Source organism: Halorientalis sp. IM1011, assembly GCF_001989615.1.
Classification (GTDB): domain Archaea; phylum Halobacteriota; class Halobacteria; order Halobacteriales; family Haloarculaceae; genus Halorientalis.
Map to the genome: position 1 here is coordinate 388,199 of NZ_CP019067.1, position 22,799 is coordinate 410,997.

Genomic DNA, 22,799 nt, shown 5'->3' on the forward strand with positions numbered 1-22,799 from the left:
TGGCCGTCGTATCTGCATCCGATGACCACCGAGATCCAGCGCCGACTCGGCTACCGATTCCGGAGCGCCGTCGGACCGTGGATCGACCGGGCTGCACAGACCGTCGGCGAACCGGTGACCCGCGTCCGGACCGCCGGCTACGCCGGCACGGCCCGCTGTCCCGTCGAGGACCTCGAAGCCGAACTCGCCGAACTCGGGTTCGGGTGGGATCCGATAGCACTCTATCACTTCACGCCGGTGGGGACGCCCGCCGACGGGAGCTGGGTCTACCGGCAGTCGCCGTTCGCCGACCGACAGCTCCACGTCGTGCTGTTCGCGCAGGAACGGGACCGCGTCGACCTGTACGCCCACGACGAGCCGAACTGGCTCCGCCACCCCATCGCACACGCCCGCCAGACCGACATCGAACACGAGCGTGGGGCCGCGCAGATGCGCCGGCACCTCACCGGCGTCGACGTGCCGGTCGAACGGGAATCGCTGGTCCGTCGGAAGGTCAGCCACGCCGTCCAGCGACTGCGGGACCCGGACGCTCGCGGGCTCCAGTTGCCGCTCTGAGAGGCGTCCGTCGTCGTACGTCGGGCCCCCGTCTGACCGGCGTGTCCCGCCGTCGCATCCGGAGGGCTAACCTTCACACGGCTGGACACCCTACGATGAACACGATGGCAACGGCAGACGCGGAGGTATCGCGCACGGAAGCGTGGCTGATGGCCGCGAGACCGCAGACCCTGCCCGCGGGGGGGGCCCCGGTCGTCGTCGGGACGGGGCTGGCGCTACACGCCAACGTATTCGCGCCAGTTGCAGCTATCGCCGCGCTCCTGGGTGCGCTCCTCCTGCAGGTGGGGACCAACTTCGCGAACGACTACTACGACGCCGTCAAGGGGACCGACTCGGCAGACCGCGAGGGGTTCACCCGGGTGACCGCCGGCGGTCTGATCGAACCCGCCCGCGTCAAGCAGGCGATGGCCGCGACGTACGCACTGGCGGTCGTCGTGGGGCTCTATCTCGTCTACGTCGGCGGCCTCCCGATCCTCGTGGTCGGGCTCTCCAGCATCGTCGCCGGCGTGGCCTACACCGGCGGTCCCTACCCCTACGGCTACCGCGGGCTCGGCGACCTGTTCGTCTTCCTCTATTTCGGCGTGATCGCCGTCGTCGGGACCTACTACGTGCAGGCAGCAACCTCCCTCCCGACCGTCCAGCCCCTCGCGATGGGGATCCCCGAGGGGACCGTCACCGCCGCGGCGCTGGTGGCGAGTCTCCCGGCGGCCGGGCTCTCGACCGCGATCCTGATCGCGAACAATATCCGGGATCGCGAGGAGGACGCCGACGCGGGCAAGCGGACCCTGGCAGTGATGTTCGGCTACACGTTTAGCCGGATCGAGTGGCTGGCGATGACCGGGATGGCCTACGTCGTGCCCGTCCTGTTCGCGCTGGATCCGGCCTTCGGACTCCCCGCGCTCGCGCCCCTCGTGACGCTCCCGCTGGCGGTGAAAGTCGGGGCGACGATCCTGGACCGGACCGACGGCGCGGCCCTGAACCCGGCGCTCGAACGCACCGGGCAGTTGCTGGCGGCCCACTCGGCGCTGTTCGCGGCCGGTCTCGCACTCGCATGATCGACATCGAACCCTACCACCTGACCCTGGCACGCCCGCTCTCGACTGCTCGCGGCGAGATCGAGGAGCGCGAGGGCTTCCTCGTCAGGATCCAGTACGCCGATCAGGTGGGAGTGGGCGAGGCCGCGCCGCTTCCCGGCTGGACCGAGTCGCTGGAGACTTGCCGGGAGGCCCTGGAGTACGCCCCCGAACTCGCCCGCGACGAGGACTGGGGGGTCACACTCGGCGAGACCTCCGCGCCGGCGGCCCGCCACGCGCTCGCGCTGGCGCTGTCCGACGCCCGGGCGAAGCTGAACAACACGCCGCTGTACCGCTATCTCGGCAACGAGCGACTCGTCCGCCGGGTACCCGTGAACGCGACCGTCGGCGACGCGGACGCCGAGACGACCGCACGGCTGGCGGTCGAGGCCGTCGAGAACGGCTTCGACTGCGTGAAGGTCAAGGTCGGCGCACGGTCCGTGGAGGCGGACGCCGACCGCCTGCGGCGGGTGAGAGAGGTCGTCGGCGACGACGTGGAGCTCCGGGCCGACGCCAACGGCGCGTGGGACCGCGAACAGGCCGAGAACGCACTCGACGCCGTCGAACCGCTCGATCTGGAGTACGTCGAACAGCCCATGCCGGCCGAGGAAGTGGCCGCCCACGCGGGCCTCCGGAACGGGGGCAACGAGGTGCCCATCGCGCTCGACGAGTCGCTGGTCGAGCGCCCCGTCACCGACCTGCTGGCCGCCGAGGCGGCCGACTACCTCGTCCTCAAGCCGATGGCGCTGGGCGGCCCCGACAGGGCGAGAAACGCCGCCCGGCAGGCCAGACAGGCCGGCGTGACCCCCGTGATATCGACGACGATCGACGGCGTCGTCGCGCGCACCGCCGCGGTCCACGTCGCCGCCGCCGTGCCGGAGATTCCGGCCTGCGGGCTGGCGACCGCCGACTGGCTGGCCGACGACCTCGGCCCCGATCCCGCGACGGTCGCGGACGGGCAGATCGAAGTCCCACAGGCCAAGGGGCTGGGCGTCTATCTCGGGGACGAGTGATGGACTGGCCGACCAAGGACCTCGTCGCCGCCCGCGCCGCCGCGACACCCGACCGGATCGCCGTGATCGACGCCGACCGCGACGCGTCTCGAACGTACCGCGAGTACGACGCCGCGGTGGGCCGCAAGGCGACTGCCCTCGCCGCGCTGGCCGGAGCCGACCCCGACCGGATCGCCCTGTTGCTGGACACCCGGCCGGCGTTCGCCGACCTCTTTTTCGCCGCGATGCGACTCGGTGCCACCGTCGTCCCGCTGAACGTCCGGCTGACGCCCACCGAGTTGACCGAGCGGATCGCCCGCACCGATCCAGACGTACTGGTCTGTGAGAAAGAGACGGCGGGGACGGCCCGCGACGTGTTCGACGGTCCCGTGGCGTCGGTCGACGAGTCCGAGGATGACGACGTGCAAGCGCTGAGCGACGTGGAAGGCGCACCCGTCGAACCGGCGTCGCTGACCGCCGACACGGAACAGCTGATCATGTTCACGTCGGGGACGACCGGCCGGCCGAAAGGGGTTCGGCTGACCGTCGGGAACCTCGTCGCGAGTGCGACGGCCTCGGCCTTCCGTCTGGGGGTCTCGCCGGGTGATCGGTGGCTCTGCTGTCTCCCGACCTACCACATGGGCGGGCTCGCACCGGTCGTCCGGTCGGCGCTGTACGGTTCGACGGTCGCGATCCAGCGCGAGTTCGACGCAGAAGCGACCGCGGCCGTCCTCGACGAGTACGGGATAACGGGCGTCTCGCTCGTCCCGACGATGCTCTCGCGGTTGCTCGACGCGGGCTGGTCCCCCGCCGAGTCGCTGCGGTTCGTCCTGCTCGGGGGCGCACCCGCCACGGACGAGTTGCTCGCGCGCTGTCGGGACCTCGGCGTTCCAGCCCACCCGACCTACGGGATGACCGAGACGGCCTCTCAGATCGCCACGGCGGCGCCCGAACAGACAAGTTCCCACGAAGGAACCGTCGGCCAGCCGCTCGTGAACACCACGGTGACGGTCGTCGACGAGGACGGCGATCCGGTCGCACCGGGCGAAACCGGCGAGATCGTCGTCTCCGGCCCGACGGTGACGCCGGGGTATCTCGATCCCGAGGTGACCGAGGCCGCGTTCGGCGAGCTCGGCCTGCACACCGGCGACGTGGGGTCCCGCGACGAGGACGGGCGGCTGTGGATCCACAACCGCCTCGACGACCGGATCGTCACCGGGGGCGAGAACGTCGACCCCGGCGAGGTCGTCGCGGTCCTCCGGGACCACCCTGCGGTCGAAGAGGCCGCCGTGGTGGGACTGGACGACGAGGAGTGGGGCGAGCGCGTCGCCGCGCTGGTGGTGCCGATTGCGGGGCGATCCCCGTCGACCGAGGAGATCGAGATCCACTGCCGGGAGCGACTGGCCGGGTTCAAACTCCCGCGGACGGTCGGGTTCGCCGAGGAACTCCCGCGAACAGCCTCGGGCACTGTGGATCGGGACGCCGTGCGGGAGCGCCTGCGCGACCGCCGGGAGTGACCGGAGGAGGTACCGCCCGCTCACCGACCGCTTAAGCGGCCGGAGCCACTACGGAGGCCCGTGTGTACACTCGTTCTCGCCTGGCAGGTGTTCGCCGACACGCCCGTCGCCGTCGCGGCCAACCGCGACGAGATGGTCGACCGCCCCTCGGAGCCACCGCAACGGCTCGAAGACGACCCTGCAGTCGTCGCACCGCGTGACTCCGAGGCCGGCGGGACCTGGATCGGACACAACGAACACGGCCTGTTCGTCGGCATCACGAACCGCTGGACCGACGCCGAACTGGCGGGCGGTCGCTCCCGCGGCCTGCTCACCCGTGACGCCCTGCGGAAGGAGAGCGCGGAAGCGGCCGCCCGTTTCGTGGAGAGCGAGGTCCGCGACCACGAGTTCGACGGGTTCAACCTCGTCGTCGCCGACGAGAACGCCGCTCTCCTGCTGGAGTGGGACGGTCAGCTCGCGGTCCGGAACTTCCAGCCGGGCGTCCACGTCGTCGTCAACGTCGGCGCCGCCGGGGACGTACGGATTCCAGAGGAACGCCCCGAGGAGAGTCGCCAGCAGGCCGACAACGCCGCCGCGGTACAGACGGAACTCCGGCCCGAACCCGGCGAGCAAGCCGGCGCGTGGATCGAGCGCGCCGCCGACGTGATCGCCGACCACGAGTACGGCGTCTGTATTCACCGGGATCGGTTCGGGACGCGTTCGTCGTCGCTTCTGACCATCGGCTCGGAAGGGAGTCGCTACCGGTTCGCGGACGGGCCGCCCTGCGAGACGGAGTATCGTCGCGTCGAAAGCCAAATTTAAACCACAGACGGTCCCAGAGGTGGGTATGGTTACGCCCGAATCCGAACTCACCGAGGACGAGCGCGGCGGCCTCGAACTCGTCCGGGAGACCGGTGGCATTCACCAGAGCGAGTTCTGGAAGGAACTCGACGTCTCCTCCCGCAAGGGGAGCCGTATCGTCGAGTCGCTGGCCGACAAGGGGCTCATCCAGCGCGAGGAGACAATCTACGAGGGCCACAACACCTACCACCTCACCCCCGCGCCACGCGATCTCGACTTCTCCCTGTTGATGGCCGGCGACATGCTCTCCCCGTTCATCGGCGACGAGGAAGTCGACCCCCACTCCGACGCTTTCTCCCAGTGGGTCATGAACCTCGCCTACGAGGAGTAACTGTCATCCGGCTGGTGTGAGAACCGGCGGGTATGGTCGCCCGTGGCTGGTCCCCCACCGAACGAACGCGCACCGGCTTCTATCTCGTCGTCGGACTCCTGCTGGTGCTGAACCCGCTCGCCGTCCAGGCGTTCGATCTGGGTGGGCCGCGACACCAGTACCGCGCCTCCGAGGTCACTGTCCTGTCCGACCGGATCGGGTTCGCGGACGCCGGTGCTGCCGGTGTCTCGATGGTCAGCGGTGTCGACGGTATCGCCTGTTCCACGTTCACCGTCTCGACTCCGTGGCGGTGTACCCTCGAAGCACACGTAGCCGGAACCGGGAACGTCAGCATCACCGCCACCCGGTACGATTCGCCCCCGAGAGAGCCGTTCGTCCGTCTCGACGGGGAGTACTACCGACGAGTCGTCGAGCAGCGCAACGACTCGACGACGCTGTCGTACGAACCCGTCTCCCCCCGGACCGTTCTCGAAAGCGTCGGTGATGACGTCGAGTCGGCTCGCGATCCGGTCTCCCGAGCCGTCCGGTCGGGGACGGCGCGCTCGACGCTCGAAATCGAAACCGGTCGACTTCTCCGGGACGGTGACCAGTATTACTACGTTAGCAGGATCGGGAGCACCGATGGCGTCCCCGGCCGCTGGGGCCTCTCCGCCATGGGCGCGCTGGTCGGCCTCGTGCTGCTGGCTCGTGGCCACCGGCTCCGCATCGAACGCCGGATCAGTGACTGACCCGAGATAATGACAATCGGACAACTTGAATCGCCACGCAGCGACGGTCTGAGGGTTGCTCCCTTCATTACATTCATTATCGTGGACGAATTTAACGGACACCATGGGGATTGGTGACGTGAGTCGTGTCGAGACGGGGAGTTGTACCGACCTGTACTACGTCGATCCCGGGGTCTACGAAGCGCCGGGGCACACGTCGGTCTACGTGCTGGACGGCGAGCGGCCGACGATAGTCGAATCGGGGATCGGCAAACACACCGACCGTGTGCTGGCCGCGCTGGACGAACTGGGGATCGCCCGCGAGGAGATCGAGGTGCTCGCGCTGACCCACGTCCACCTCGATCACGCCGGTGGTGCCGCGGAGATCGCCGCCGCCTGCCCGAACGCGGAGGTGGTCGTCCACGAACGGGGCGCGTCCCACCTCGTGGATCCGTCGATGCTCGTCAGCGGGACGAAACGGGTCGTCGGCGAGTCCGGCTGGCAGTTCTACGAGGCACCGGATCCGGTCCCAGAGGCCCGGATCCGAACGGTGACCGACGGTGACGTAGTCGATCTCGGGGACCGCGAACTGATCGTCCACCACGCGCCGGGCCACGCGACCCACCAGGTGATGTACCACGATCCGGCCGACGACGCGGTGTTCACCGCGGACGTGCTGGGCTGTTTCTACGAACCGCTCGACACCGCCCGCGTGGCGACGCCGCCGCCCACGTTCGACCTCGACCAGTGTCTCGCCGACGTCGAGACCCTCCGCGGGATCGACGCCGAGACGCTGCTGTACAGTCACTTCGGCCCGCGCCCCGCCGACGGTGCGCTCGACGCCTACGCCGACGTACTGAAGGCGTGGGTCGCCCGTGTCGCACAGGCCCGTCGGGAGCGCGAGGACGACCGCGCCGCGTTCAAACACCTGCTTGACCGCAACGACGTGCCGGCGGACTGGAGCGACGATCTGGAGTACGGCGAACTTCGGATGAACTTCTCGGGCGCGGTGGCCTATCTGGACCAGCGGGACGGGGCTGTCGACGACCGGGAACGCCAGACCGCGGAGTGAGACACTCAGGGAGCCACCACGACGGTCTTTCCGGGAGGCCGATATCCCGGAGTCGATTGGCGCCGAGTGGTTCGCAAGCACGTCGGTTCGGATACGTAGCCACATCGCAAATTTACGGACACACGACGTGTACGGACGACTGACGAGGATATTCGCAGTTGGTTTAATGAGGGTTCCGACCGAAGAATACGGTGATGTCCGAATCCGGAGACACCGCACCGACCTTTTCGGCGACGCTCGGCACGAGTGACCACGAATCGTTCGCGCTTGAAGACCGACTGGGTGACGGGCCTGTCGTCCTCGCCTTTTTCCCGGGCGCGTTCACGCCACCGTGTACCAACGAGATGGTCGCCCTGCAGGAGCGACTCGACGACTTCCGCGACGCTGGCGCGACCGTCCTCGGGGTGAGCGCCGACTCGCCGTTCTCGCAGGGCGCGTTCCGCGAGGAGCACGGGATCGAGTTCGACCTCGTGAGCGACATGTCCGGCGAGGCCATCCGCGCGTACGACCTCGAGATGGACATCGAGGACCTCGGCCTGCACGGCATCGCCAACCGATCGGTGTTCGTCCTCGACGACGACGGTGAGATCACCTACAGCTGGACCGCCGACGACCCGACGAACGAACCCGACTACGACGACCTCCTCGACGCCGTCCGATCCGCGTAGGCCAGGCCGACGCCGTTCTTCGGAAGACCCGATCGGGAGCGGGTTCCGACGCCGGTTGCCGGACATCTTCGCGATAACTGTCTCGGGGGAGCGACGAGACGGAACGGACGTAATGGCCGACCATCAACTCGACCTCCGTGAGATCCCGCCGCCACAGCGACATCCGAAGATCTTCGACGCGTTCGAGGACCTGGAACGCGGCGAGGCATTGACGCTGGTCAACGACCACGAACCGACGCCGCTGTACCACCAGATGGCTGCCGAAGTCGACTCCTTCGACGCCGAGGCGTACACCGTCGACCGCGTCGGTCCGAACGAGTTCGTCGCGACGCTCCCGAAGAAGTAGTTCGACGGTCGCTGGTGCCTGAGATTTGCGGAGTTCAGGCGGGGGCTTCCATGTCCTCGACTGTCTCGACGAGGTCCTCGAACAGCACAGCGGCCCGTTCCTCGTCGTAGTCCGTGTGGTACTCCTTGGGCACCCCCTGTTTGGCGAGGTTCACGTGGCGGTTCGGCGTCACGTCGTGCTGTTCGAGACTCTCGCGGGCACACTCCAGTGGACAGCCGTCGATGACCAGCATCGGGCGGCCCGAGGTCGCGGTGTCGACGAGCGGGCCCACGTCGCCACCGACGCCGGCGATACAGGACATCTCCGCGACGCGTTCGCGGTCGAGTCGCACGGCGAGGTCGTTCGCCATCTGTGCGGCGCTCGAACACCCCGAGCAGGAGTAAACGAGCGGCAGGTCGTCGTAACTCGCTGTCATCGAATCGACATCGACCGGCCGGCCGTGAATCGATTGTCCCGAACGATGTTCGGTCACGTCGCCTTCACGACGACTCCGAGTCGTCGCTCGGCTCACCGCCGTCGGACCGAGGGTCCGACGAGGGTCGCGAATCTTCGGTTCGCTCACCGCCGTCGGTCATCGCGGGCAGGCCTTCGTTACCGAACCAGTCCCATTCGCGGCTCTTCTGGCCCGTCTCGGCGAGATCCCACGGGTCGTCGTCGGCGACTCGCGGGCCTTCGAGCCAGGAGGTGACGATGTTGTAGAGGAAGATTATCTGTGCGATCGCCAGGACGAACGCGCCCAGCGTCGCGAGCTGGTGGAGCAGGGTGAACAGGTCGATCGGGCCGATCTCGACGGCGTAGGTGGCGTACCGCCGGGGCATGCCGGCGTAGCCCAGGATCACCATCGGGAAGAAGGTGAGGTTCGTCCCGAGCAGAGTCAGCCAGAAGTGCCACTTCGCCAGGGTCCGCTGGTACATCCGGCCGGTCACCAGCGGGAACCAGTAGTAGATGCCGGCGAACACCGCGAACGCGATTGCGCCCATGATGACGTAGTGGAAGTGCGCGACGACGTGGTAGGTGTCGTGCAGGATCATATCGACGGGGATCGAGGCCTCGAACACGCCGGTGACGCCGCCGATGATGAAGTTGAACACGAACCCGACACAGAACAGGAAGGGTGCGGTCAGGCGGAGACTCCCGTTCCACATCGTCGCGATCCAGTTGAACGTCTTCACCGCGCTCGGTATCGCGATGGCGATGGAGACGGCCATGAACGAGGCGCGCAGCCGCGGGTCCATCCCCGTCGCGAACATGTGGTGGGCCCACACACCGAAAGAGAGGACGCCCAGCGCGAGCGTGGAGTAGACGACGAACTCGAAGCCAAAGAGCTTCCGGCCGGTGAACTTGGGCAGGATGTAGCTGATCAGCCCCATCGGCGGGAGGACGAGGACGTACACCTCGGGATGCCCGAAGAACCAGAACAGGTGTTGCCAGAGCATCGTCCCGCCGCCGTCGGCGGCGAAGAAGGTCGTCCCGAAGTTCCGGTCCAGAAGCAGCATGATCAGGGCGCTCCCCAAAAGCGGGAAGGCAAACAGGATCTGGGCGGACTGGACGAGGACGGTCCAGGAGAAGATGTCGAGGGTCGCCCAGTCCACGTCCTCGCCTCGCTCGGTGAGGATGGTCGCGATGAAGTTGATCGCGCCGATCGTCGCCGAGACGCCCGTGAGGTGCAGTCCCAGCAGCATGAGATCCACACCGGCGTTGGGCTGTTCGAGGGACAGCGGCGTGTACATCGTCCAGGCGGTCTGTGCCGGGTCGATGCTCGGGAGGAAGAAACCGCCCCAGATCAACAGCGCGCCGGGCGGGAGCAGCCAGAACGCGATGGCGTTGATCCGGGGGAAGGCCATGTCGTCGGCGCCGATCAGGATCGGGATCAGGTAGTTCGAGAACGCCGCGAGGATCGGCGTCCCGAACAGGAACAGCATCGTGATCCCGTGGCTGGTCAGCAGGCCGTTGTACAGCGACGCGCTCAGGATGTCCTCGCCTGGCCCGATCAGTTCGGCCCGCATCAGGAGGACGGCGACGCCGCCCCACGCGAACGCGAACACGGCGAAGGCCCCGTACAGCAGGCCGATGTCCTTGTGGTCGACGGTGGTGAGCCACCGGACGATTCCGCCCGGTTTCTCCCGGTGTCCGTGCCCCGCCTCACCGAACAGTCCCTCCCCGTCACCGGAGCCGACGGGTGAGTACGAGCGCCAGTCCTCCAGTCGACGCAACCACGCGACGGCACCGACGAGTACGACCCCCATCAGTACCAGACTCGTCCACGATGGAATTGCCATTCTACGGCCAGGTTCCGACGACTTCGCCATGGAAATTGCCACGAATATATTCGCACTGGTGGGATATCGTCCCGGCGTCGCGGGAGCGACTCCCGGGACGGCTTTCGTCCGCGTCGATATGTGCTAGCCGCGCAACGTTTCGAGCTGGATACCAGTCACAGACGTCTGAGCGTGGTTTCGGGCGAGCGCCGGCCACTCATTTATTCGGCTGGGAGACGAACGATCGGTATGGAGCTACGCGACCCCGACGCGGACGACGGCGAGCGGATCCACGAGGTTGTACGGAGCGCAATCACCTCCGCCTACAGTCTGTCGCCCGACCAGATCCGGACCATCACGGACGACCGGTTCGGCCCCGACCGCATCGGACAAGTCGCCGACGCCGACGACCGTGTCGCAGTCGTCGCCGAGGACGCCATCGAGGGCGGGGACGGCGACCGAACGGTGGTCGGCTACGCGGAGGCCACCGTCGACGACGGGGACGGCGAGATCCGCTGGCTGTTCGTCGACCCCGAGCACCGGGGCCGAGGGATCGGAACGGGTCTGTTCGAGACCGTCACCGAGCACCTCCAGGAGGCGGGCGTCGACGACCCGCAGGCGGCCACGCTACAGGCCAATCAGGCGGGTCACCAGTTCTTCGACGCGTTCGGCTACGAGGAGGTCGACGAGCGGCGGATCGAAATCGCCGACCAGACGCTCGTCGAGTACGTGTTCGAGAAATCGGCGACCGAGAGCGAGAAGTCCGACCGCTCGGCCGCCGAGGCGGAGACCGAAACGGAGACTGGCGGGGGATCGGCCTCGGACCCGGACGTCGACACTGACGACGAGAGCTGGGCGGTCACCGACTTCCCGGACGCCGAGGAGCGCGACGGGCAGGTCGTGGTGACGACGGACGACGGCGAGGAGAAGTACCTCGACCGTGACGATCCACAGACAGGTCGGGAAGCGCTCTTCTTCCCGGCGTACAGCGACTCCCAGTTCGACGATCGGTACGGGTTCTACTGCGGGAACTGCGGCTCCCTCGACGTGCAGGTCGACGAGATGGAGCGGTCCGAGTGCACCAACTGCGGAAACGTCCACGCCGCGAAGGACGATCACGACGCCAGCTATCTCTGAGGTGGCCACCGGTCTCCGACACTCGGTACCAATAGCTATCAGTCTCGGCCGGCAACGATGGGTATGGGCGATCCCGCGTGTTACCGGGACTACTGTCCCGAGTGTGACCTGCAGGTGACGATCACCGACGAGGCGTGTCCGGAGTGTGGAACACATCTGCCTCGGGAAGACGACTGATCGGTGGCGGCTGCCGACGGGGCCGGTCCGGCGTCGCGGCCCTCGAACCAGTTCGACCGTGCCTCTTTCCCGTCCCGACGAAATGGTCACACACATGACTGTCCAACGGTGGGACTGCGAGGGTGTATCGACCGATGGGGGTGACCGGTGATGGAGGCCTCGGCGACGCTGGCGCTCGGCGCGAGCGGCGGGCTGTTCCTCGTCGGACTCGTCACCGGTGTCTGGAAGTACGCGCAGATGTGGACGAGCGAGGACGCCAGCGCACACTACTACGTCAACACCGCACACCGGGCGTCACTGCTGTACTCGTTCGCGGCGCTGATCCTGTACCAGTTCGCTCTGGTGAGCCAGTATCCGCAGTGGCTCGAACTCCTCGGAGTCGGCGTCACGCTCTTTTTCTTCGTGTTCGCCATCGGCACCTACGTCGTCCACGGCCTCCTGCAGGACACGGACAACCAGTTCCGGACGCCACACGTTCTGGGCCGCTTCGAGCTCCCGCCGTTCGTCGTGCACGGGTCCATGGTGCTACTGATCGTCGGCGAAATCGGCGGGTTCGGGATATTGTTCGCGGGGTTTCTGCAGGCGGCGGTGCTGTAGCCCCCGTCGCCGCCGCGGGCTGGCGAACCGCACGGTAGCGGGTCAGCACGGCCCACGTCGAAGCCCGACGACCACGAACCCCGAGCCGGATCTCCAGCACGTACGGCCCGAGTGCGAGTCGTCGGAGGCCGAATCCCTTCGGCACAGTACCCATCCCTCCGCCCCGATACCGTTCGATACGAGCATGACGACCGAGATCGACGTCCGCGACTGGCCGGAGTCGGAGCGGCGCGAGCGACTGTTCGACCTGCTGGCGGGGGCCGAAGCCGGCGACGAGTTCGAAATCGTCTCGGACCGGGACCTCGACCCCCAGCTGGTTCGCTACCAGATCGAACGGGACCACGCGCTGGAGTGGGAGCACGAAGACCCCGACGCGGAACCGCGGGAACTCCGGCTGACCGTCGGAGACGCGCTGGACGGGTCGCTCGGCTCCATCGACGTACGTGACCTGAAACCGCAGCGGCGTCACGAGGCCCTGCTCGGAATCTTCGACGAACTGGAATCGGCGGAGGGGTTCGTACTGGTCAACGACCACGACCCCAAGCCGCTGTACCACGAACTCCGGTCGATGCACGGCGACGTGGTCGACTGGGCGTACGCGAGCGAGGGCGGCGGGGAGTGGCGCGTCGAGATCCGCAAGACCGGCGACACCGAGGCGACCGAGAAGGACGTCGTCACGCGATACGACGTGCGGGACATCCCGAAACAGGAGCGACACCCCACGATCCACCACCGGTACGGGATGATCCCCCAGGGTGGGACGATGGAACTGATCGCCCCGCACGAACCCAAGCCCCTCCAGCGCGAGTTCCACGGGCGCTACGGCGACGCGTTCGACTGGAACGTCGTCGAGTCCGAACCGGGCCGGTGTCGCGTCCGGATCACGAAACAGGGGGACACCGGCGACGAGTCGTCGAGCGACGGGGACCCGGAATCGTCGGCCGGCGGCGACGGGCTCGCGGTCACCGAGGAACTCGACGTGCGGGACCTCCCGCCGGCCCAGCGTCACGAGAAGATCTTCGCGGCCTACGACGAGTTGACCGGCGGGCACGGGTTCGTGCTGGTCAACGACCACGACCCCAAGCCGCTGTACCACCAGTTCGAGGCCGAGGCGGGGCCGGAGTTCCACTGGGAGTACCGGGCCAAAGACCCCGGCGAGTTCAGGGTGCTGATCGGCAAGACGGAGACGAGCACCGATGGCTCGACCGCGGATTCCTCGGCCGCGGACACCTCGACCGCCGGCGGGACGGAGCCCCCGTTCTGACGACGGCAGGGGACGAGACCGACCCCGATACCGCCGTCACTCTACCCACACCGTCTTGCGGTTGACGAACTCCCTGATCCCCGGCCCGGAGAGTTCGCGGCCGTAGCCCGAGTCCCCGACGCCGCCGAAGGGAACTCGCGGGTCCGATTTGACCAGCTGGTTCACGTAGACGCAGCCGGCGTCGATCCGGCGGGCGAGCGCATTGCCGCGCTCTCGGTCCTCGGTCCAGACGCTCGCACCCAGCCCGAAGTTCGTGTCGTTGGCCGTCGCGATGGCCTCGTCCTCGTCGTCGACCTCGTAGACCGCGGCGACTGGGCCGAACGTCTCCTCGCTGTCGGCGGGACACCCCTCGGGCACGTCGGTCAGGACCGTCGGCGGGTAGAAGGCCCCCTCGCGGTCCAGCGGCTCGCCACCGGTGACGAGCGTCGCGCCGGCCTCGACGCTGTCCTCGACCTGTTCGTGGAGGTCCTCCATGAGGCCCTGGCGAGCCTGTGGTCCGATATCGGTACCCTCGGCCATCGGATCGCCGACGGTGAGCGACTCGATCTCGTCGACGAACCGGTCGAGGAAGTCGTCGTAGGCGTCGGTGTGGACGACGAACCGCTTGGCCGCGATGCAGGACTGGCCGCCGTTCTGATTGCGCGCCCACGCACCGGTCTCGGCGGCCGCGTCGAGGTCGGCGTCGTCCAGCACGACGAACGGGTCGCTGCCGCCCAGTTCCAGCACGGTCTTCTTGAGCTGGTCGCCGGCCGTCGCGGCGACCGCCCGCCCCGCCGGCCCGCTCCCGGTCAGGGTCGCCGCCCGGACACGGTCGTCGGTCAGGACGTCCTCGACGGCGTCTGACCCGACGAGCAGCGACTGGAAGACGCCCTCCGGGTAGCCGGCCTCGCGGAACACCTCCTCGATGGCGCGTGCACACCCCGGCACGTTCGAGGCGTGTTTGAGCAGGCCGACGTTCCCGGCCGTGAGGTAGGGCGCGGCGAACCGGAACACCTGCCAGAACGGGAAGTTCCAGGGCATGACCGCCAGTACCGGCCCGAGCGGTTCGTACACCGTCTCGACGGACGCCCCCGCCGGACTCGGGTGGCCCTCCGGCGCGAGGTAGGCGTCTGCGTGTTCGGCGTAGTGGTCACAGGCCCACGCGCACTTCTCCATCTCGGCGACGCCCTGTTCGATGGGCTTGCCCATCTCCCGGGTCATCGTCTCGGCGTACTCCCGCTCGTTCTCCCGGAGGACCTCGCCCGCGGCCGCGAGCAGCTCCTCGCGCTCCCGGATCGGCCGGTCGCGCCACGCCTCGAACGCCTCGGTCGCCCGGTTCAGCGACGCCTCCACGTCCTGCTCGGAGTCTTCCTCGTACGTGTCGATCCGTTCGCCGGTCGACGGGTCGATTACGTCCATGGGACGTAATACGCGGTGACACGGACGTATATACGTTCAGCCGAATTCCCCCGACCAGTCGGGCCACGCGAACGGACCGAGGTGCGAACCCGACCCGCGAATCCAGAACAGACTGACCGGAAAAACAGACGGATCGGAACGCCCCTCGCAGTCGCTACGTCAGCGCGCTTCCAGCCCGGATAATCTCCGTCTCCCCGAACGCCGGCCCGACGAACTGCAGTCCGACGGGGAGACCCTCACTGGTCTCGCCCGCGGGCACGGAGATGGCAGGGAGGTTCGCCAGATTGACCGGCGTCGTGTTGGCGTCGGCCAGGTACATCGTCAGCGGATCCGACAGGCTCTCGCCCATCTCCATCGGCGGGACGGGCATCGTCGGCGAGGCCAGCACGTCCGCCTCGGCCAGCGCCTCGTCGAAGTCCTGCTTCACCCACGCACGTGCGTCCTGGGCCTTCTTGTAGTACTTGTCGTGGTAGCCTGCAGAGAGAGCATAGGTGCCGAGCAGGATGCGGCGCTTGACCTCCTCGCCGAAGCCTTCCTCGCGCACCTTCGCGAACTCCTCGTTCCAGTTGCCCTCGTAGTCGGGGCTGGGACCGTACCGGACGCCGTCGAACCGCGCGAGGTTCGAGGAGGCCTCGGACATGGCGATGACGTAGTAGGCCTCGACGGCGTGTTCGACCGACGGCAGGTCGACCTCGTGGTAACTTGCACCCTGGGCTTCGAGGTCGTCGATGGCGTCCCAGAAGGTCTCGACGACTTCCTCGTCGGCCCCTTCGACCAGTTCCGTCGGAACGCCGATCTCCATGCCCTCGACGTCACCGTCCGCGGCGGCGGCGTAGTCGGTGGGTGCGCCCTCCTCGCGCTCGCGGGCTTCGCCCGCTCGCGTATCCGAGGCGCTTCGCGCCTCGCTTGCCTCCCGAGTCGTCGCGTCGTGCTCGTCGGGGCCGACGATGACCTCCAGCAACTCCGCAGCCTCCTCGACCGTCGGCGCGATGGGGCCGATCTGCTCCAGCGAGTTGGCGTAGGCGATCAGCCCGTATCGCGAGACGAGGCCGTAGGTGGGCTTGAGGCCGACGACGCCGCAGAACGCGGCGGGACAGCGCACGGAGCCACCGGTGTCCGTTCCGAGCGCGAGGTCGGCCTCGCCGGCCGCGACGGCCGCCGCAGAGCCACCCGAGGAGCCGCCGGGGACGTGGCCCGGCGCGGCGGGGTTCTCGGTCGGGCCGAACGCGGACGTCTCGGTCGTCGTCCCCATCCCGAACTCGTCCATGTTGGTCTTCCCGGTGATGGTCGCGCCGGCCGATTTGAGGCGCTCGACGACCGTCGCGTCGTACGGCGGGACGTAGTCGTCGAGCATCGCCGACCCGCAGGTCGTCCGGACGCCCTCGGTCGAGATGTTGTCCTTGACGGCGACGGTCCGGTCGGCCAGCGGGCCGTCGGCGTCGCCCTCGATCCGCTCGTCGGTGATGTAGGCGTTGTGTGACATTACGAGACCTTCGGGCCCTTGAAGAAACCGTCCTCGCTCTCGGGGGCGTTAGCCAGTGCCTCGTCCTGATCGAGGGAGTCGCGCACCTCGTCCGCCCGCATCACGTTCGCGAGGTCGGTCTCCTCGTCGACCTCGGGGACCTCGTCCAGCGTCTCGAAGTAGTCGAGGATGTCCGCGAACTGCTCGACGAACCGGTCGACCTCCTCGTCGTCGAGGTCGACGCGGGCCAGCGAGGCGACGTGGCGCACGTCCTCGGGTTCGACGGCCGAATCGCTCATGTTCGCGGCGAGGCCCGGACCGGCGGTAAGGGTTTCGATACCCGACTTTCGCGTGTTGCCGTCGCTCGCCGACACACGCTCGCACGCTCGCACGAAGGCGCCAGTACAACGGCCGAAAACGGTACGCATGAAGTCTCAGAAGGCCGAAAACTTTAAGTCGGCCGAGCCACGACATAATAACGCATTAGAGAGTTTTCCGGGCACCAGCGCCCGCCGATCCAACCAATGACAGACACCACCATCAGAGAGTATACGGGCGAGCGCGAGCGCACGCGCGAAGACGGAGATGAGACGGAGGAGCGGGAGCGCGAAGAGCCGGTCGTCTGTCCGGAGTGTGGCGGTTCGCTCGTGACCGACTCGGAGCGTGGCGAGACGGTCTGTGAGGAGTGTGGACTGGTCGTCTCCGAGGACGAAGTCGATCCCGGACCGGAGTGGCGCGCCTTCGACGCCAAGGAGAAAGACGAGAAGAGCCGGGTCGGGGCCCCGACCACGAACATGATGCACGACAAGGGGCTCTCGACCAACATCGGCTGGCAGGACAAGGACGCCTACGGCAACTCCCTGTCCTCGCGCCAGCGCGAGAAGATGCAGCGGCTGCGCACCTGGAACGAGCGGTTCCGCACCCGCGACTCCAAGGAGCGCAACCTCAAGCAGGCACTCGGCGAGATCGACCGCATGGCTTCCGCACTGGGTCTCCCCGAGAACGTCCGCGAGACCGCCTCGGTCATCTACCGCCGGGCACTCGACGAGGACCTCCTCCCCGGTCGGTCCATCGAGGGCGTCTCGACGGCCTCGCTGTACGCCGCCGCCCGACAGGCCGGCACGCCCCGCAGTCTCGACGAGATCGAATCGGTCTCCCGGGTCGACAAGGACGAGATCGCACGCACCTACCGCTACGTCGTCCGGGAACTGAACCTGGAGATCCAGCCCGCAGATCCCGAGAGCTACGTCCCCCGCTTCGCCTCGGATCTCGACCTCTCCGAGGAGGTCGAGCGCCGGGCCCGGGAACTGCTGAGTTCGGCCAAAGAGCAGGGCGTCCACTCCGGGAAGTCCCCGGTCGGGCTGGCCGCGGCGGCCGTCTACGCCGCCTCGCTGCTGGCCAACGAGAAGGTGACCCAGTCGGCGGTCTCCGAGGTCGCCTCCATCTCCGAGGTCACCATCCGCAACCGCTACCACGAACTGCTGGAAGCCGAGGATACCGTCGCGCAGTAACCGTCTCCACGCTCTTCTCGCTGTCGTCACGACCCGCACGCGACGGCTAGTCGACCAGCGACCGGACGTACTTCGTGACGTGGTCGTCCATCCGACGCTTGTACCCCGCTTGCCGGGCCAACCGGTCGAGTTCCCGCGCGACCAGACTACCGTACTGAACGGCCTTCTTGTCCCGCTCGGCGATCTTCGCGGGGAGCCACTCCGCCGCCGCTCGGCGGAGCGCGACCTTCCGCTCGGCGTCGCCCCGGTCCTCGTCAGGGCCGGGGTCGGCCACGAGTAGATGGCCGGGGAGCGGGAGCGCCGCCTCGACCACCCGGTCGTCGAGCAGCGGCGCGACGGGGTCGACGCCCGCGGCCCGCAGAGCGAGCACGTCCCGCTCCAGTTGCTCGGGGAGCGTAGTCAGGACCTCGCGGCGCGCTCCCCGGACCGTTCCGGCGTCGACGCGGGGGTCCTCCGGCGCTTTCGCGACCTTGGCGTAGCCGCCGAACAGTTCGTCGGCTCCCTGTCCGACGGCGAGCCGGTCGTAGCCGTCGGCGGCGACGCGGTCGGCCACCAGATAGAGCGGGAGGCCGATCTGGACGTCCATCGCGTTGGTCCGGCCGATGGCGCGGGCGAGGTCCGGCACCGCACGTTCGAGATCGTCGTGGGTGAGTTCGACCACCGTGAGGTCCCGCCCGAGCGCGTCGGCGGCCGTGCGGGCGGCTTCGACGTCGTGACTGTCCTGGAAGCCCGCGACGTACAGCGGTGCGTCCAGCCGCGCTGCCAGGATGGCCGAGTCGACGCCGCCCGAGAAGGCGACGGCCAGCCCAGCGGTGTCGACCGCCTCGGTACTCGCTGCGACGGCGTTACGGACCGCCCTGATGGCTGCGTCCTCGTCGTCACTGGCAGGCGGGTCCGGGAGCGTCCAGACTTGCTCGTCGCCCCCGGCGGTGCGAACGTGGCCCGCGGGCACCGGATCGGGATCGGACAGGTCAGTCGGGTCGAAACTCCACCGGGTCGGATCGTCGGCCTCGGTGAAACAGGGGCGGCGACCGAGCACGTCGCGGACGAGTTGCCGTTCCCCTGAGTCGGCGAGTTCCCCGGCGAACCCACGGGTGCCGGGCAGTGGGTCGCCGTCGTCGAGTGCCTCGCGGACGGTCGCCAGGTCGGCACTGTCGATCATCGCAGATCGGAGAGGCGGCGCTGGACGCGGCGCTTCACGCCACCGGCGGCCTGCCGGAAGCTGATCCGCCAGGGCGTCCGTTTGCCCTCGACGGTGGTGTGGCCCTCGCGGATCGCGTCGAGGATGGCGTCGACACTACGTTCGGCGGCGTCGATGCGGGTCACGGCCTGTCCGACCATCTCGCTGATGTGGGCGTCGCTCCCGGCGGTCATGGGCATGCCGTTGCGGCGGGCGAACCGCTCGGCCTGTCGGTTCGACCGGCCGGTAAGCAGGCGGGAGTTGTACACCTCGATGGCGTCGGCGGCGGTCAGCGTCTCCTGTGAGATGTTCGCGAGGACGCCGCTGCGGGACTCCTGGAAGGGGTGTGGGACGACGGCGATGCCGCCGAGCGAGCGGATGCGATCCAGTGTCTCCCCGAAAGAGAGGCCTGGCGGGACCGCTTCCCGGACTCCGAGCGCGAGGACGTGACCAGCGGCCGTCGAGACCTCCATCCCGGGGATGCCGACGAGGTCGTACTCTTCGGCTTTCTCGACGGCCGCGAGGCTGGCCTCGATCTCGTCGTGGTCGGTGACGGCGAGTGCGTCCAGGCCGACGGCCTCGGCCTGACCCAGAAGCAGTTCGATCGGGTCACGGCCGTCGTGGGACAGCGACGAGTGGGAGTGCAACTCGGCGGCGAGCACGTCCCCCCATTGACCCGGCCCTATCAAAAGCCAACCGGTCCGAGAGTCGAACGACCGCCGGCCGCGGCGTCTCACGACCGGCCGCGACGCTCGAACATGTTCCCCGGCAGAGACGGTCAGACCGGGACGTACGGGCGCTTTGGCCGGGCCCGTGTCGACGATATTATAAGCGTTCGTCCGCCAGTAGCGGACACATGGTCCGAGACCCGTTCGCGGACGAGGACCAACCGGATCTACAGGACGTGCTCGACGCGCTGGACGACCCCAAGTGTCGAGCCATCGTTCGCAACCTCGACGAACCCATGACAGCCGAAGAGATCTCGGAGGTCTGTGACGTGCCGCTCTCGACCACCTACCGGAAGCTGGATCTGCTGACCGAAGCGTCGCTGTTGCGCGAAGGCATGGAGATTCGCCCCGACGGGCAACACGCCAGCAAGTACGAGGTGGACTTCGAGGAGGTCGTCGTGGGCCTCGACGACGGCGACCGGACGTTCGAGGTCGGGATCAGCCGAGTCCCACGGACCGCCGACGAACGACTGCGGGATCTGTGGTCGGAGGTGCGCAAAGAAACGTGATCGAACTCTATCCCCTCTTTCACCTGCCGACGGTCATCACCGCACTCAAGACGGTGACGCTCGTCCTCGGCGCGATGATCACTTACTTCTCGTACAAGGCCTACCAGCGGACCGGCGCGCGCCCCCTCGGGTTGCTCGCGTTCGGCTTCGCCCTCGTGACCCTCGGGAGCATGCTGGCCGGCGTGTTCGACCTCGGCCTGTCGCTCCAGCGGGAGTACGCCATCATCGCCGAGACCGGCCTCATGGCGCTTGGGTTCGGCGTCATCGTCTACTCGCTGTACGCGCGGTAGCTGGCCCGTCGGCGGCCGCGAACGCACTCAGGCCTTTCTGAGCCGGTTCATCGCGTCCGGGAGCTCGTTGGCGGCCGTCGAGGTGGCGTCGTCCCCGTTCCAGAACCGCTCGACGTAGCCGTCGGCGTTGACCAGCAGAATCAGCGATCGGTGGTTGAACATGTACCCCCCGGAGTCCGCTGCGGGTTCCGTCTCCGTCGCCGTGGACGGCGTCGACGCTGACTCCTCGGTCGCGGTCGGTGTGGAACCGGTCGCCGTCGAACCAGTCGCCGTCCCGTGGGATCCGGGGCCGGTCTTCTCGAAGTACACGCCGAGCTCCTCCTGAACGGTCGCTTTCGCCCGCGCTTCCGTCTCGGGACGGAGGAAGGTCCAGTTGCCGGCCTCGAGATTCACGTTCCGTTCCTGTGCGTAGGTCCGCAATCGTTCGGCCGTGTCTCTGGCCGGGTCGAAGGTTATCTCGGCGAACTCGACCGCGTCGCCCCACCCCTCGTCGAGGGCCTTCCCCTGAGCCGACACGAGTGCCTGCGTCAACAGCGGGCAGGCCGTCTCGCAGTTGCTGAAGACGAAGGTTAGCGCGAGCGGCTCGTCGAACTCTGTGGTCGATTGCTCGCCACCACCCAGGGCGTCCGGGAGTGTCACGGCGGGAATCTGCTGTCCCCACGCCGGAAACCGAACGTCCTCCGGGTCGAACTCCATCTCCTGTTTCGGGAGCTTCGTGTTCGGGTTCTGGTCCGAGGAATCACCGCCACCGAGACAGCCGGCGACTGCGACCGTCCCTGCCGTCGCGCCGAGCGCGGTCCGGATGTACTGTCGTCTGTCCATTGTGAGGGGGTTTCGGTCGGACGGGCTAAAGTGTCGCGTTCCCGTCCGCTCGTGCGCGCCGGAGACACGAGCGTTCCCGGTTGGCTGGAATCTCGCGAGGGCTTAATCCGGACGAGCACCTAGAACGAGACATGACCGATCACGTACTGGTGCCAGTCGACGCCTCACCGCTGTCCGAGCAGGCGGTGGAGTTCGCCCTCGAGGAGTACGCCGACGACGCGACGATCACCGTCCTGCACGTCATCGATTTCGTCGAGGCGGGCTACGGTGCGCCGATGGAGGCCTCACTCCCGGGCTACTGGGAAGACTGGTACGAGACGGAAAAAGAGAACGCGGAAGAACTGTTCGAGAATCTCCAGTCGATGGCCGACGACTACGACGTTACGCTGGCGACCGAGACGGTGATGGGCCAACCGGCCCGCAGCATCGTGGAGTTCGCCGACACCGAACCGATCGATCACGTCGTCATGGGAAGCCACGGTCGCTCGGGCGTCTCCCGGATCTTGCTCGGGAGCGTCGCCGAGACGGTCCTCCGACGCGCCCACTGTCCCGTCACGATCGTCCGCTGACGGGCGCTCCGGACCTTGGCGGGACACCATGGAAACCATTCACAAGCCCTGGTACGTTTAGTCGGGCTTATACAGGATGGTGAAAAACCGACGGGTATGGAGACAGAACGTTCGAGCGATTCCGACGGGTCGGCGACCAGTCGTCGCGGCTTTCTGCGGACTGCGGCGGTAGGCGCGGCGGCCACGAGCGTCGCGGCAGGTGCGACCGGGACGGCGACGGCACAGGAAGGGACGCCAGCACCGGAGGACATGTTCGACGGGTGGCTGTCGGAGACGACCAACTTCGACGGCACCGTCGTCGACGAGACCGGGCAGGACTCGATCACCATCGCGGTCGGTGGCAACAGCCTCGTGTTCGACCCGCCCGCGGTCCGGGTCGATCCCGGCACGACGATCACCTGGGAGTGGGAAGGTGGCCGTCACAACGTCGTCGGCGAAAACCGCGACTTCTCCAGCGGTGACCCGACCAGCGAGACGGGGACGACCTACGAGCAGACCTTCGAGGAAACCGGCGTCGTCAAGTACCTCTGTGAGCCCCACGCCGGCGTCATGCAAGGCGTCGTCGTCGTCGGCGACGCCGAAGCCGGTGCGGGCGGCGAAGGCGGTGACCACGGCGGCGGCGAACTCGTCCTGACCGACAGCCTGCTTGCGATGGGCGTCGCTCTGGTGCTCGGCGTGCTCTCGCCGATTCTGTTCGCCGTCCACCTCGCGATGAACCGCGACAAGGTCGGCGGCCGCGGCAACTCCGGCGACGGCGAACTCAAGCGGATCGACTCACAGGACTGATCGACTCGCC

The 22,799-nt window shown here is 67.9% G+C and carries 26 protein-coding genes; 18 read left to right on the forward strand and 8 right to left on the reverse strand.

Features of this window, described 5'->3' with window-relative positions:
- Positions 1–21: 21 nt before the first annotated feature.
- From BV210_RS02030 to BV210_RS02075, 10 genes are all read left to right on the forward strand, one after another.
- On the forward strand, positions 22–555 hold the full coding sequence (locus BV210_RS02030) for a hypothetical protein (protein WP_077205032.1): 534 nt from the start codon (positions 22–24) through the stop codon (positions 553–555).
- A gap of 104 nt (positions 556–659) precedes the next feature.
- Complete coding sequence (locus tag BV210_RS02035) at positions 660–1,610, forward strand: 1,4-dihydroxy-2-naphthoate polyprenyltransferase (protein WP_077207935.1); 951 nt, start codon at positions 660–662, stop codon at positions 1,608–1,610.
- Positions 1,610–2,641 carry an o-succinylbenzoate synthase gene (gene menC, locus BV210_RS02040; RefSeq protein WP_077207936.1) on the forward strand — a complete coding sequence of 344 codons (1,032 nt, stop codon included), beginning with the start codon at positions 1,610–1,612 and terminating at the stop codon, positions 2,639–2,641. The genes BV210_RS02035 and menC overlap by 1 nt, the downstream gene beginning before the upstream one ends.
- Positions 2,641–4,137: an o-succinylbenzoate--CoA ligase gene (gene menE, locus BV210_RS02045; RefSeq protein ID WP_077205033.1), complete on the forward strand. Its 1,497-nt coding sequence runs from the start codon at positions 2,641–2,643 to the stop codon at positions 4,135–4,137. The genes menC and menE overlap by 1 nt, the downstream gene beginning before the upstream one ends.
- Before the next feature lie 60 nt (positions 4,138–4,197).
- On the forward strand, positions 4,198–4,938 hold the full coding sequence (locus BV210_RS02050) for an NRDE family protein (protein WP_077205034.1): 741 nt from the start codon (positions 4,198–4,200) through the stop codon (positions 4,936–4,938).
- A 25-nt stretch (positions 4,939–4,963) separates the two neighbouring features.
- The gene (locus BV210_RS02055; protein WP_077205035.1) at positions 4,964–5,308 is read left to right on the forward strand and encodes a MarR family transcriptional regulator; all 345 of its coding nucleotides are present in this window, start codon (positions 4,964–4,966) and stop codon (positions 5,306–5,308) included.
- Between the two features lie 32 nt (positions 5,309–5,340).
- Positions 5,341–6,036, forward strand: a complete 696-nt coding sequence (locus BV210_RS02060; protein WP_077205036.1) for a hypothetical protein — start codon at positions 5,341–5,343, stop codon at positions 6,034–6,036.
- A 103-nt stretch (positions 6,037–6,139) separates the two neighbouring features.
- Positions 6,140–7,087, forward strand: coding sequence for an MBL fold metallo-hydrolase (locus BV210_RS02065; protein WP_077205037.1), 948 nt, complete (start codon positions 6,140–6,142; stop codon positions 7,085–7,087).
- Between the two features lie 194 nt (positions 7,088–7,281).
- The gene (locus tag BV210_RS02070; protein WP_077205038.1) at positions 7,282–7,755 is read left to right on the forward strand and encodes a redoxin domain-containing protein; all 474 of its coding nucleotides are present in this window, start codon (positions 7,282–7,284) and stop codon (positions 7,753–7,755) included.
- Positions 7,756–7,867: 112 nt separating this feature from the next.
- Positions 7,868–8,101, forward strand: coding sequence for a DUF2249 domain-containing protein (locus BV210_RS02075; protein WP_077205039.1), 234 nt, complete (start codon positions 7,868–7,870; stop codon positions 8,099–8,101).
- Positions 8,102–8,135: 34 nt separating this feature from the next.
- Here BV210_RS02075 and BV210_RS02080 read toward each other — a convergent pair whose 3' ends face one another.
- Positions 8,136–8,516 (reverse strand): putative zinc-binding protein, encoded by a 381-nt coding sequence (locus BV210_RS02080; protein ID WP_077205040.1) that lies wholly within the window; start codon positions 8,514–8,516, stop codon positions 8,136–8,138.
- Positions 8,517–8,580: 64 nt separating this feature from the next.
- On the reverse strand, positions 8,581–10,380 hold the full coding sequence (gene ctaD / locus BV210_RS02085) for a cytochrome c oxidase subunit I (RefSeq protein WP_077205041.1): 1,800 nt from the start codon (positions 10,378–10,380) through the stop codon (positions 8,581–8,583).
- 228 nt (positions 10,381–10,608) lie between these two features.
- Here ctaD and BV210_RS02090 point away from each other — a divergent pair, with 228 nt between their 5' ends.
- The 3 genes from BV210_RS02090 to BV210_RS02100 all read left to right on the forward strand — a co-directional run bounded on the left by BV210_RS02090 (position 10,609) and on the right by BV210_RS02100 (position 13,534).
- Positions 10,609–11,496 (forward strand): GNAT family N-acetyltransferase, encoded by an 888-nt coding sequence (locus tag BV210_RS02090; RefSeq protein ID WP_077205042.1) that lies wholly within the window; start codon positions 10,609–10,611, stop codon positions 11,494–11,496.
- A 327-nt stretch (positions 11,497–11,823) separates the two neighbouring features.
- On the forward strand, positions 11,824–12,270 hold the full coding sequence (locus tag BV210_RS02095; RefSeq protein ID WP_077205043.1) for a hypothetical protein: 447 nt from the start codon (positions 11,824–11,826) through the stop codon (positions 12,268–12,270).
- Between the two features lie 184 nt (positions 12,271–12,454).
- A complete protein-coding gene (locus BV210_RS02100) occupies positions 12,455–13,534 on the forward strand; it encodes a DUF2249 domain-containing protein (protein WP_077205044.1) in 1,080 nt (359 codons plus the stop codon).
- 36 nt (positions 13,535–13,570) lie between these two features.
- Here BV210_RS02100 and BV210_RS02105 read toward each other — a convergent pair whose 3' ends face one another.
- The 3 genes from BV210_RS02105 to gatC all read right to left on the reverse strand — a co-directional run bounded on the left by BV210_RS02105 (position 13,571) and on the right by gatC (position 16,693).
- Positions 13,571–14,932, reverse strand: coding sequence for an NAD-dependent succinate-semialdehyde dehydrogenase (locus BV210_RS02105; RefSeq protein ID WP_077205045.1), 1,362 nt, complete (start codon positions 14,930–14,932; stop codon positions 13,571–13,573).
- A gap of 154 nt (positions 14,933–15,086) precedes the next feature.
- Complete coding sequence (gatA, locus tag BV210_RS02110) at positions 15,087–16,415, reverse strand: Asp-tRNA(Asn)/Glu-tRNA(Gln) amidotransferase subunit GatA (RefSeq protein ID WP_077205046.1); 1,329 nt, start codon at positions 16,413–16,415, stop codon at positions 15,087–15,089.
- Positions 16,415–16,693 carry an Asp-tRNA(Asn)/Glu-tRNA(Gln) amidotransferase subunit GatC gene (gene gatC / locus BV210_RS02115; protein ID WP_077207937.1) on the reverse strand — a complete coding sequence of 93 codons (279 nt, stop codon included), beginning with the start codon at positions 16,691–16,693 and terminating at the stop codon, positions 16,415–16,417. Before gatC ends, gatA begins: the two co-directional genes overlap by 1 nt.
- A 225-nt stretch (positions 16,694–16,918) precedes the next feature.
- Here gatC and BV210_RS02120 point away from each other — a divergent pair, with 225 nt between their 5' ends.
- The gene (locus BV210_RS02120; RefSeq protein WP_077205047.1) at positions 16,919–17,905 is read left to right on the forward strand and encodes a transcription initiation factor IIB family protein; all 987 of its coding nucleotides are present in this window, start codon (positions 16,919–16,921) and stop codon (positions 17,903–17,905) included.
- A gap of 46 nt (positions 17,906–17,951) precedes the next feature.
- Here the strand turns inward: BV210_RS02120 and BV210_RS02125 are convergent, their stop codons facing one another.
- Positions 17,952–19,064: an asparagine synthase C-terminal domain-containing protein gene (locus BV210_RS02125; RefSeq protein WP_371340831.1), complete on the reverse strand. Its 1,113-nt coding sequence runs from the start codon at positions 19,062–19,064 to the stop codon at positions 17,952–17,954.
- Positions 19,064–19,747, reverse strand: coding sequence for a PHP domain-containing protein (locus BV210_RS02130; protein ID WP_077205049.1), 684 nt, complete (start codon positions 19,745–19,747; stop codon positions 19,064–19,066). Before BV210_RS02130 ends, BV210_RS02125 begins: the two co-directional genes overlap by 1 nt.
- Positions 19,748–19,941: 194 nt before the next feature.
- On the opposite strand from BV210_RS02130, the gene BV210_RS02135 reads away from it, so the two are divergent.
- Together BV210_RS02135 and BV210_RS02140 are read left to right on the forward strand one after the other, a co-directional pair.
- Complete coding sequence (locus BV210_RS02135; protein WP_077205050.1) at positions 19,942–20,322, forward strand: helix-turn-helix domain-containing protein; 381 nt, start codon at positions 19,942–19,944, stop codon at positions 20,320–20,322.
- On the forward strand, positions 20,319–20,612 hold the full coding sequence (locus BV210_RS02140) for a hypothetical protein (RefSeq protein WP_253741586.1): 294 nt from the start codon (positions 20,319–20,321) through the stop codon (positions 20,610–20,612). The genes BV210_RS02135 and BV210_RS02140 overlap by 4 nt, the downstream gene beginning before the upstream one ends.
- Positions 20,613–20,639: 27 nt before the next feature.
- On the opposite strand, the gene BV210_RS02145 is transcribed toward BV210_RS02140, so the two are convergent.
- On the reverse strand, positions 20,640–21,434 hold the full coding sequence (locus BV210_RS02145) for an SCO family protein (protein WP_077205051.1): 795 nt from the start codon (positions 21,432–21,434) through the stop codon (positions 20,640–20,642).
- Between the two features lie 131 nt (positions 21,435–21,565).
- On the opposite strand from BV210_RS02145, the gene BV210_RS02150 reads away from it, so the two are divergent.
- Positions 21,566–22,003, forward strand: coding sequence for a universal stress protein (locus tag BV210_RS02150; protein WP_077205052.1), 438 nt, complete (start codon positions 21,566–21,568; stop codon positions 22,001–22,003).
- Positions 22,004–22,099: 96 nt separating this feature from the next.
- On the forward strand, positions 22,100–22,789 hold the full coding sequence (locus BV210_RS02155; protein ID WP_077205053.1) for a halocyanin domain-containing protein: 690 nt from the start codon (positions 22,100–22,102) through the stop codon (positions 22,787–22,789).
- Positions 22,790–22,799: the final 10 nt, after the last annotated feature.

Bases quoted from the DNA above. Each gene is read 5' to 3' on its own strand.
- BV210_RS02065 (WP_077205037.1), top strand. From the start codon at position 6,140: ATGGGGATTGGTGACGTGAGTCGTGTCGAGACGGGGAGTTGTACCGAC.
- BV210_RS02075 (WP_077205039.1), top strand. From the start codon at position 7,868: ATGGCCGACCATCAACTCGACCTCCGTGAGATCCCGCCGCCACAGCGA.
- gatA (WP_077205046.1), bottom strand. From the start codon at position 16,415: ATGTCACACAACGCCTACATCACCGACGAGCGGATCGAGGGCGACGCC.
- BV210_RS02120 (WP_077205047.1), top strand. From the start codon at position 16,919: ATGACAGACACCACCATCAGAGAGTATACGGGCGAGCGCGAGCGCACG.
- BV210_RS02145 (WP_077205051.1), bottom strand. From the start codon at position 21,434: ATGGACAGACGACAGTACATCCGGACCGCGCTCGGCGCGACGGCAGGG.
- BV210_RS02080 (WP_077205040.1), bottom strand. From the start codon at position 8,516: ATGACAGCGAGTTACGACGACCTGCCGCTCGTTTACTCCTGCTCGGGG.
- BV210_RS02070 (WP_077205038.1), top strand. From the start codon at position 7,282: ATGTCCGAATCCGGAGACACCGCACCGACCTTTTCGGCGACGCTCGGC.
- BV210_RS02035 (WP_077207935.1), top strand. From the start codon at position 660: ATGGCAACGGCAGACGCGGAGGTATCGCGCACGGAAGCGTGGCTGATG.
- BV210_RS02135 (WP_077205050.1), top strand. From the start codon at position 19,942: ATGGTCCGAGACCCGTTCGCGGACGAGGACCAACCGGATCTACAGGAC.
- BV210_RS02155 (WP_077205053.1), top strand. From the start codon at position 22,100: ATGGAGACAGAACGTTCGAGCGATTCCGACGGGTCGGCGACCAGTCGT.
- BV210_RS02150 (WP_077205052.1), top strand. From the start codon at position 21,566: ATGACCGATCACGTACTGGTGCCAGTCGACGCCTCACCGCTGTCCGAG.
- ctaD (WP_077205041.1), bottom strand. From the start codon at position 10,380: ATGGCAATTCCATCGTGGACGAGTCTGGTACTGATGGGGGTCGTACTC.
- BV210_RS02100 (WP_077205044.1), top strand. From the start codon at position 12,455: ATGACGACCGAGATCGACGTCCGCGACTGGCCGGAGTCGGAGCGGCGC.
- BV210_RS02090 (WP_077205042.1), top strand. From the start codon at position 10,609: ATGGAGCTACGCGACCCCGACGCGGACGACGGCGAGCGGATCCACGAG.
- BV210_RS02095 (WP_077205043.1), top strand. From the start codon at position 11,824: ATGGAGGCCTCGGCGACGCTGGCGCTCGGCGCGAGCGGCGGGCTGTTC.
- gatC (WP_077207937.1), bottom strand. From the start codon at position 16,693: ATGAGCGATTCGGCCGTCGAACCCGAGGACGTGCGCCACGTCGCCTCG.
- menE (WP_077205033.1), top strand. From the start codon at position 2,641: ATGGACTGGCCGACCAAGGACCTCGTCGCCGCCCGCGCCGCCGCGACA.
- BV210_RS02105 (WP_077205045.1), bottom strand. From the start codon at position 14,932: ATGGACGTAATCGACCCGTCGACCGGCGAACGGATCGACACGTACGAG.
- BV210_RS02055 (WP_077205035.1), top strand. From the start codon at position 4,964: ATGGTTACGCCCGAATCCGAACTCACCGAGGACGAGCGCGGCGGCCTC.
- BV210_RS02060 (WP_077205036.1), top strand. From the start codon at position 5,341: ATGGTCGCCCGTGGCTGGTCCCCCACCGAACGAACGCGCACCGGCTTC.
- BV210_RS02030 (WP_077205032.1), top strand. From the start codon at position 22: ATGACCACCGAGATCCAGCGCCGACTCGGCTACCGATTCCGGAGCGCC.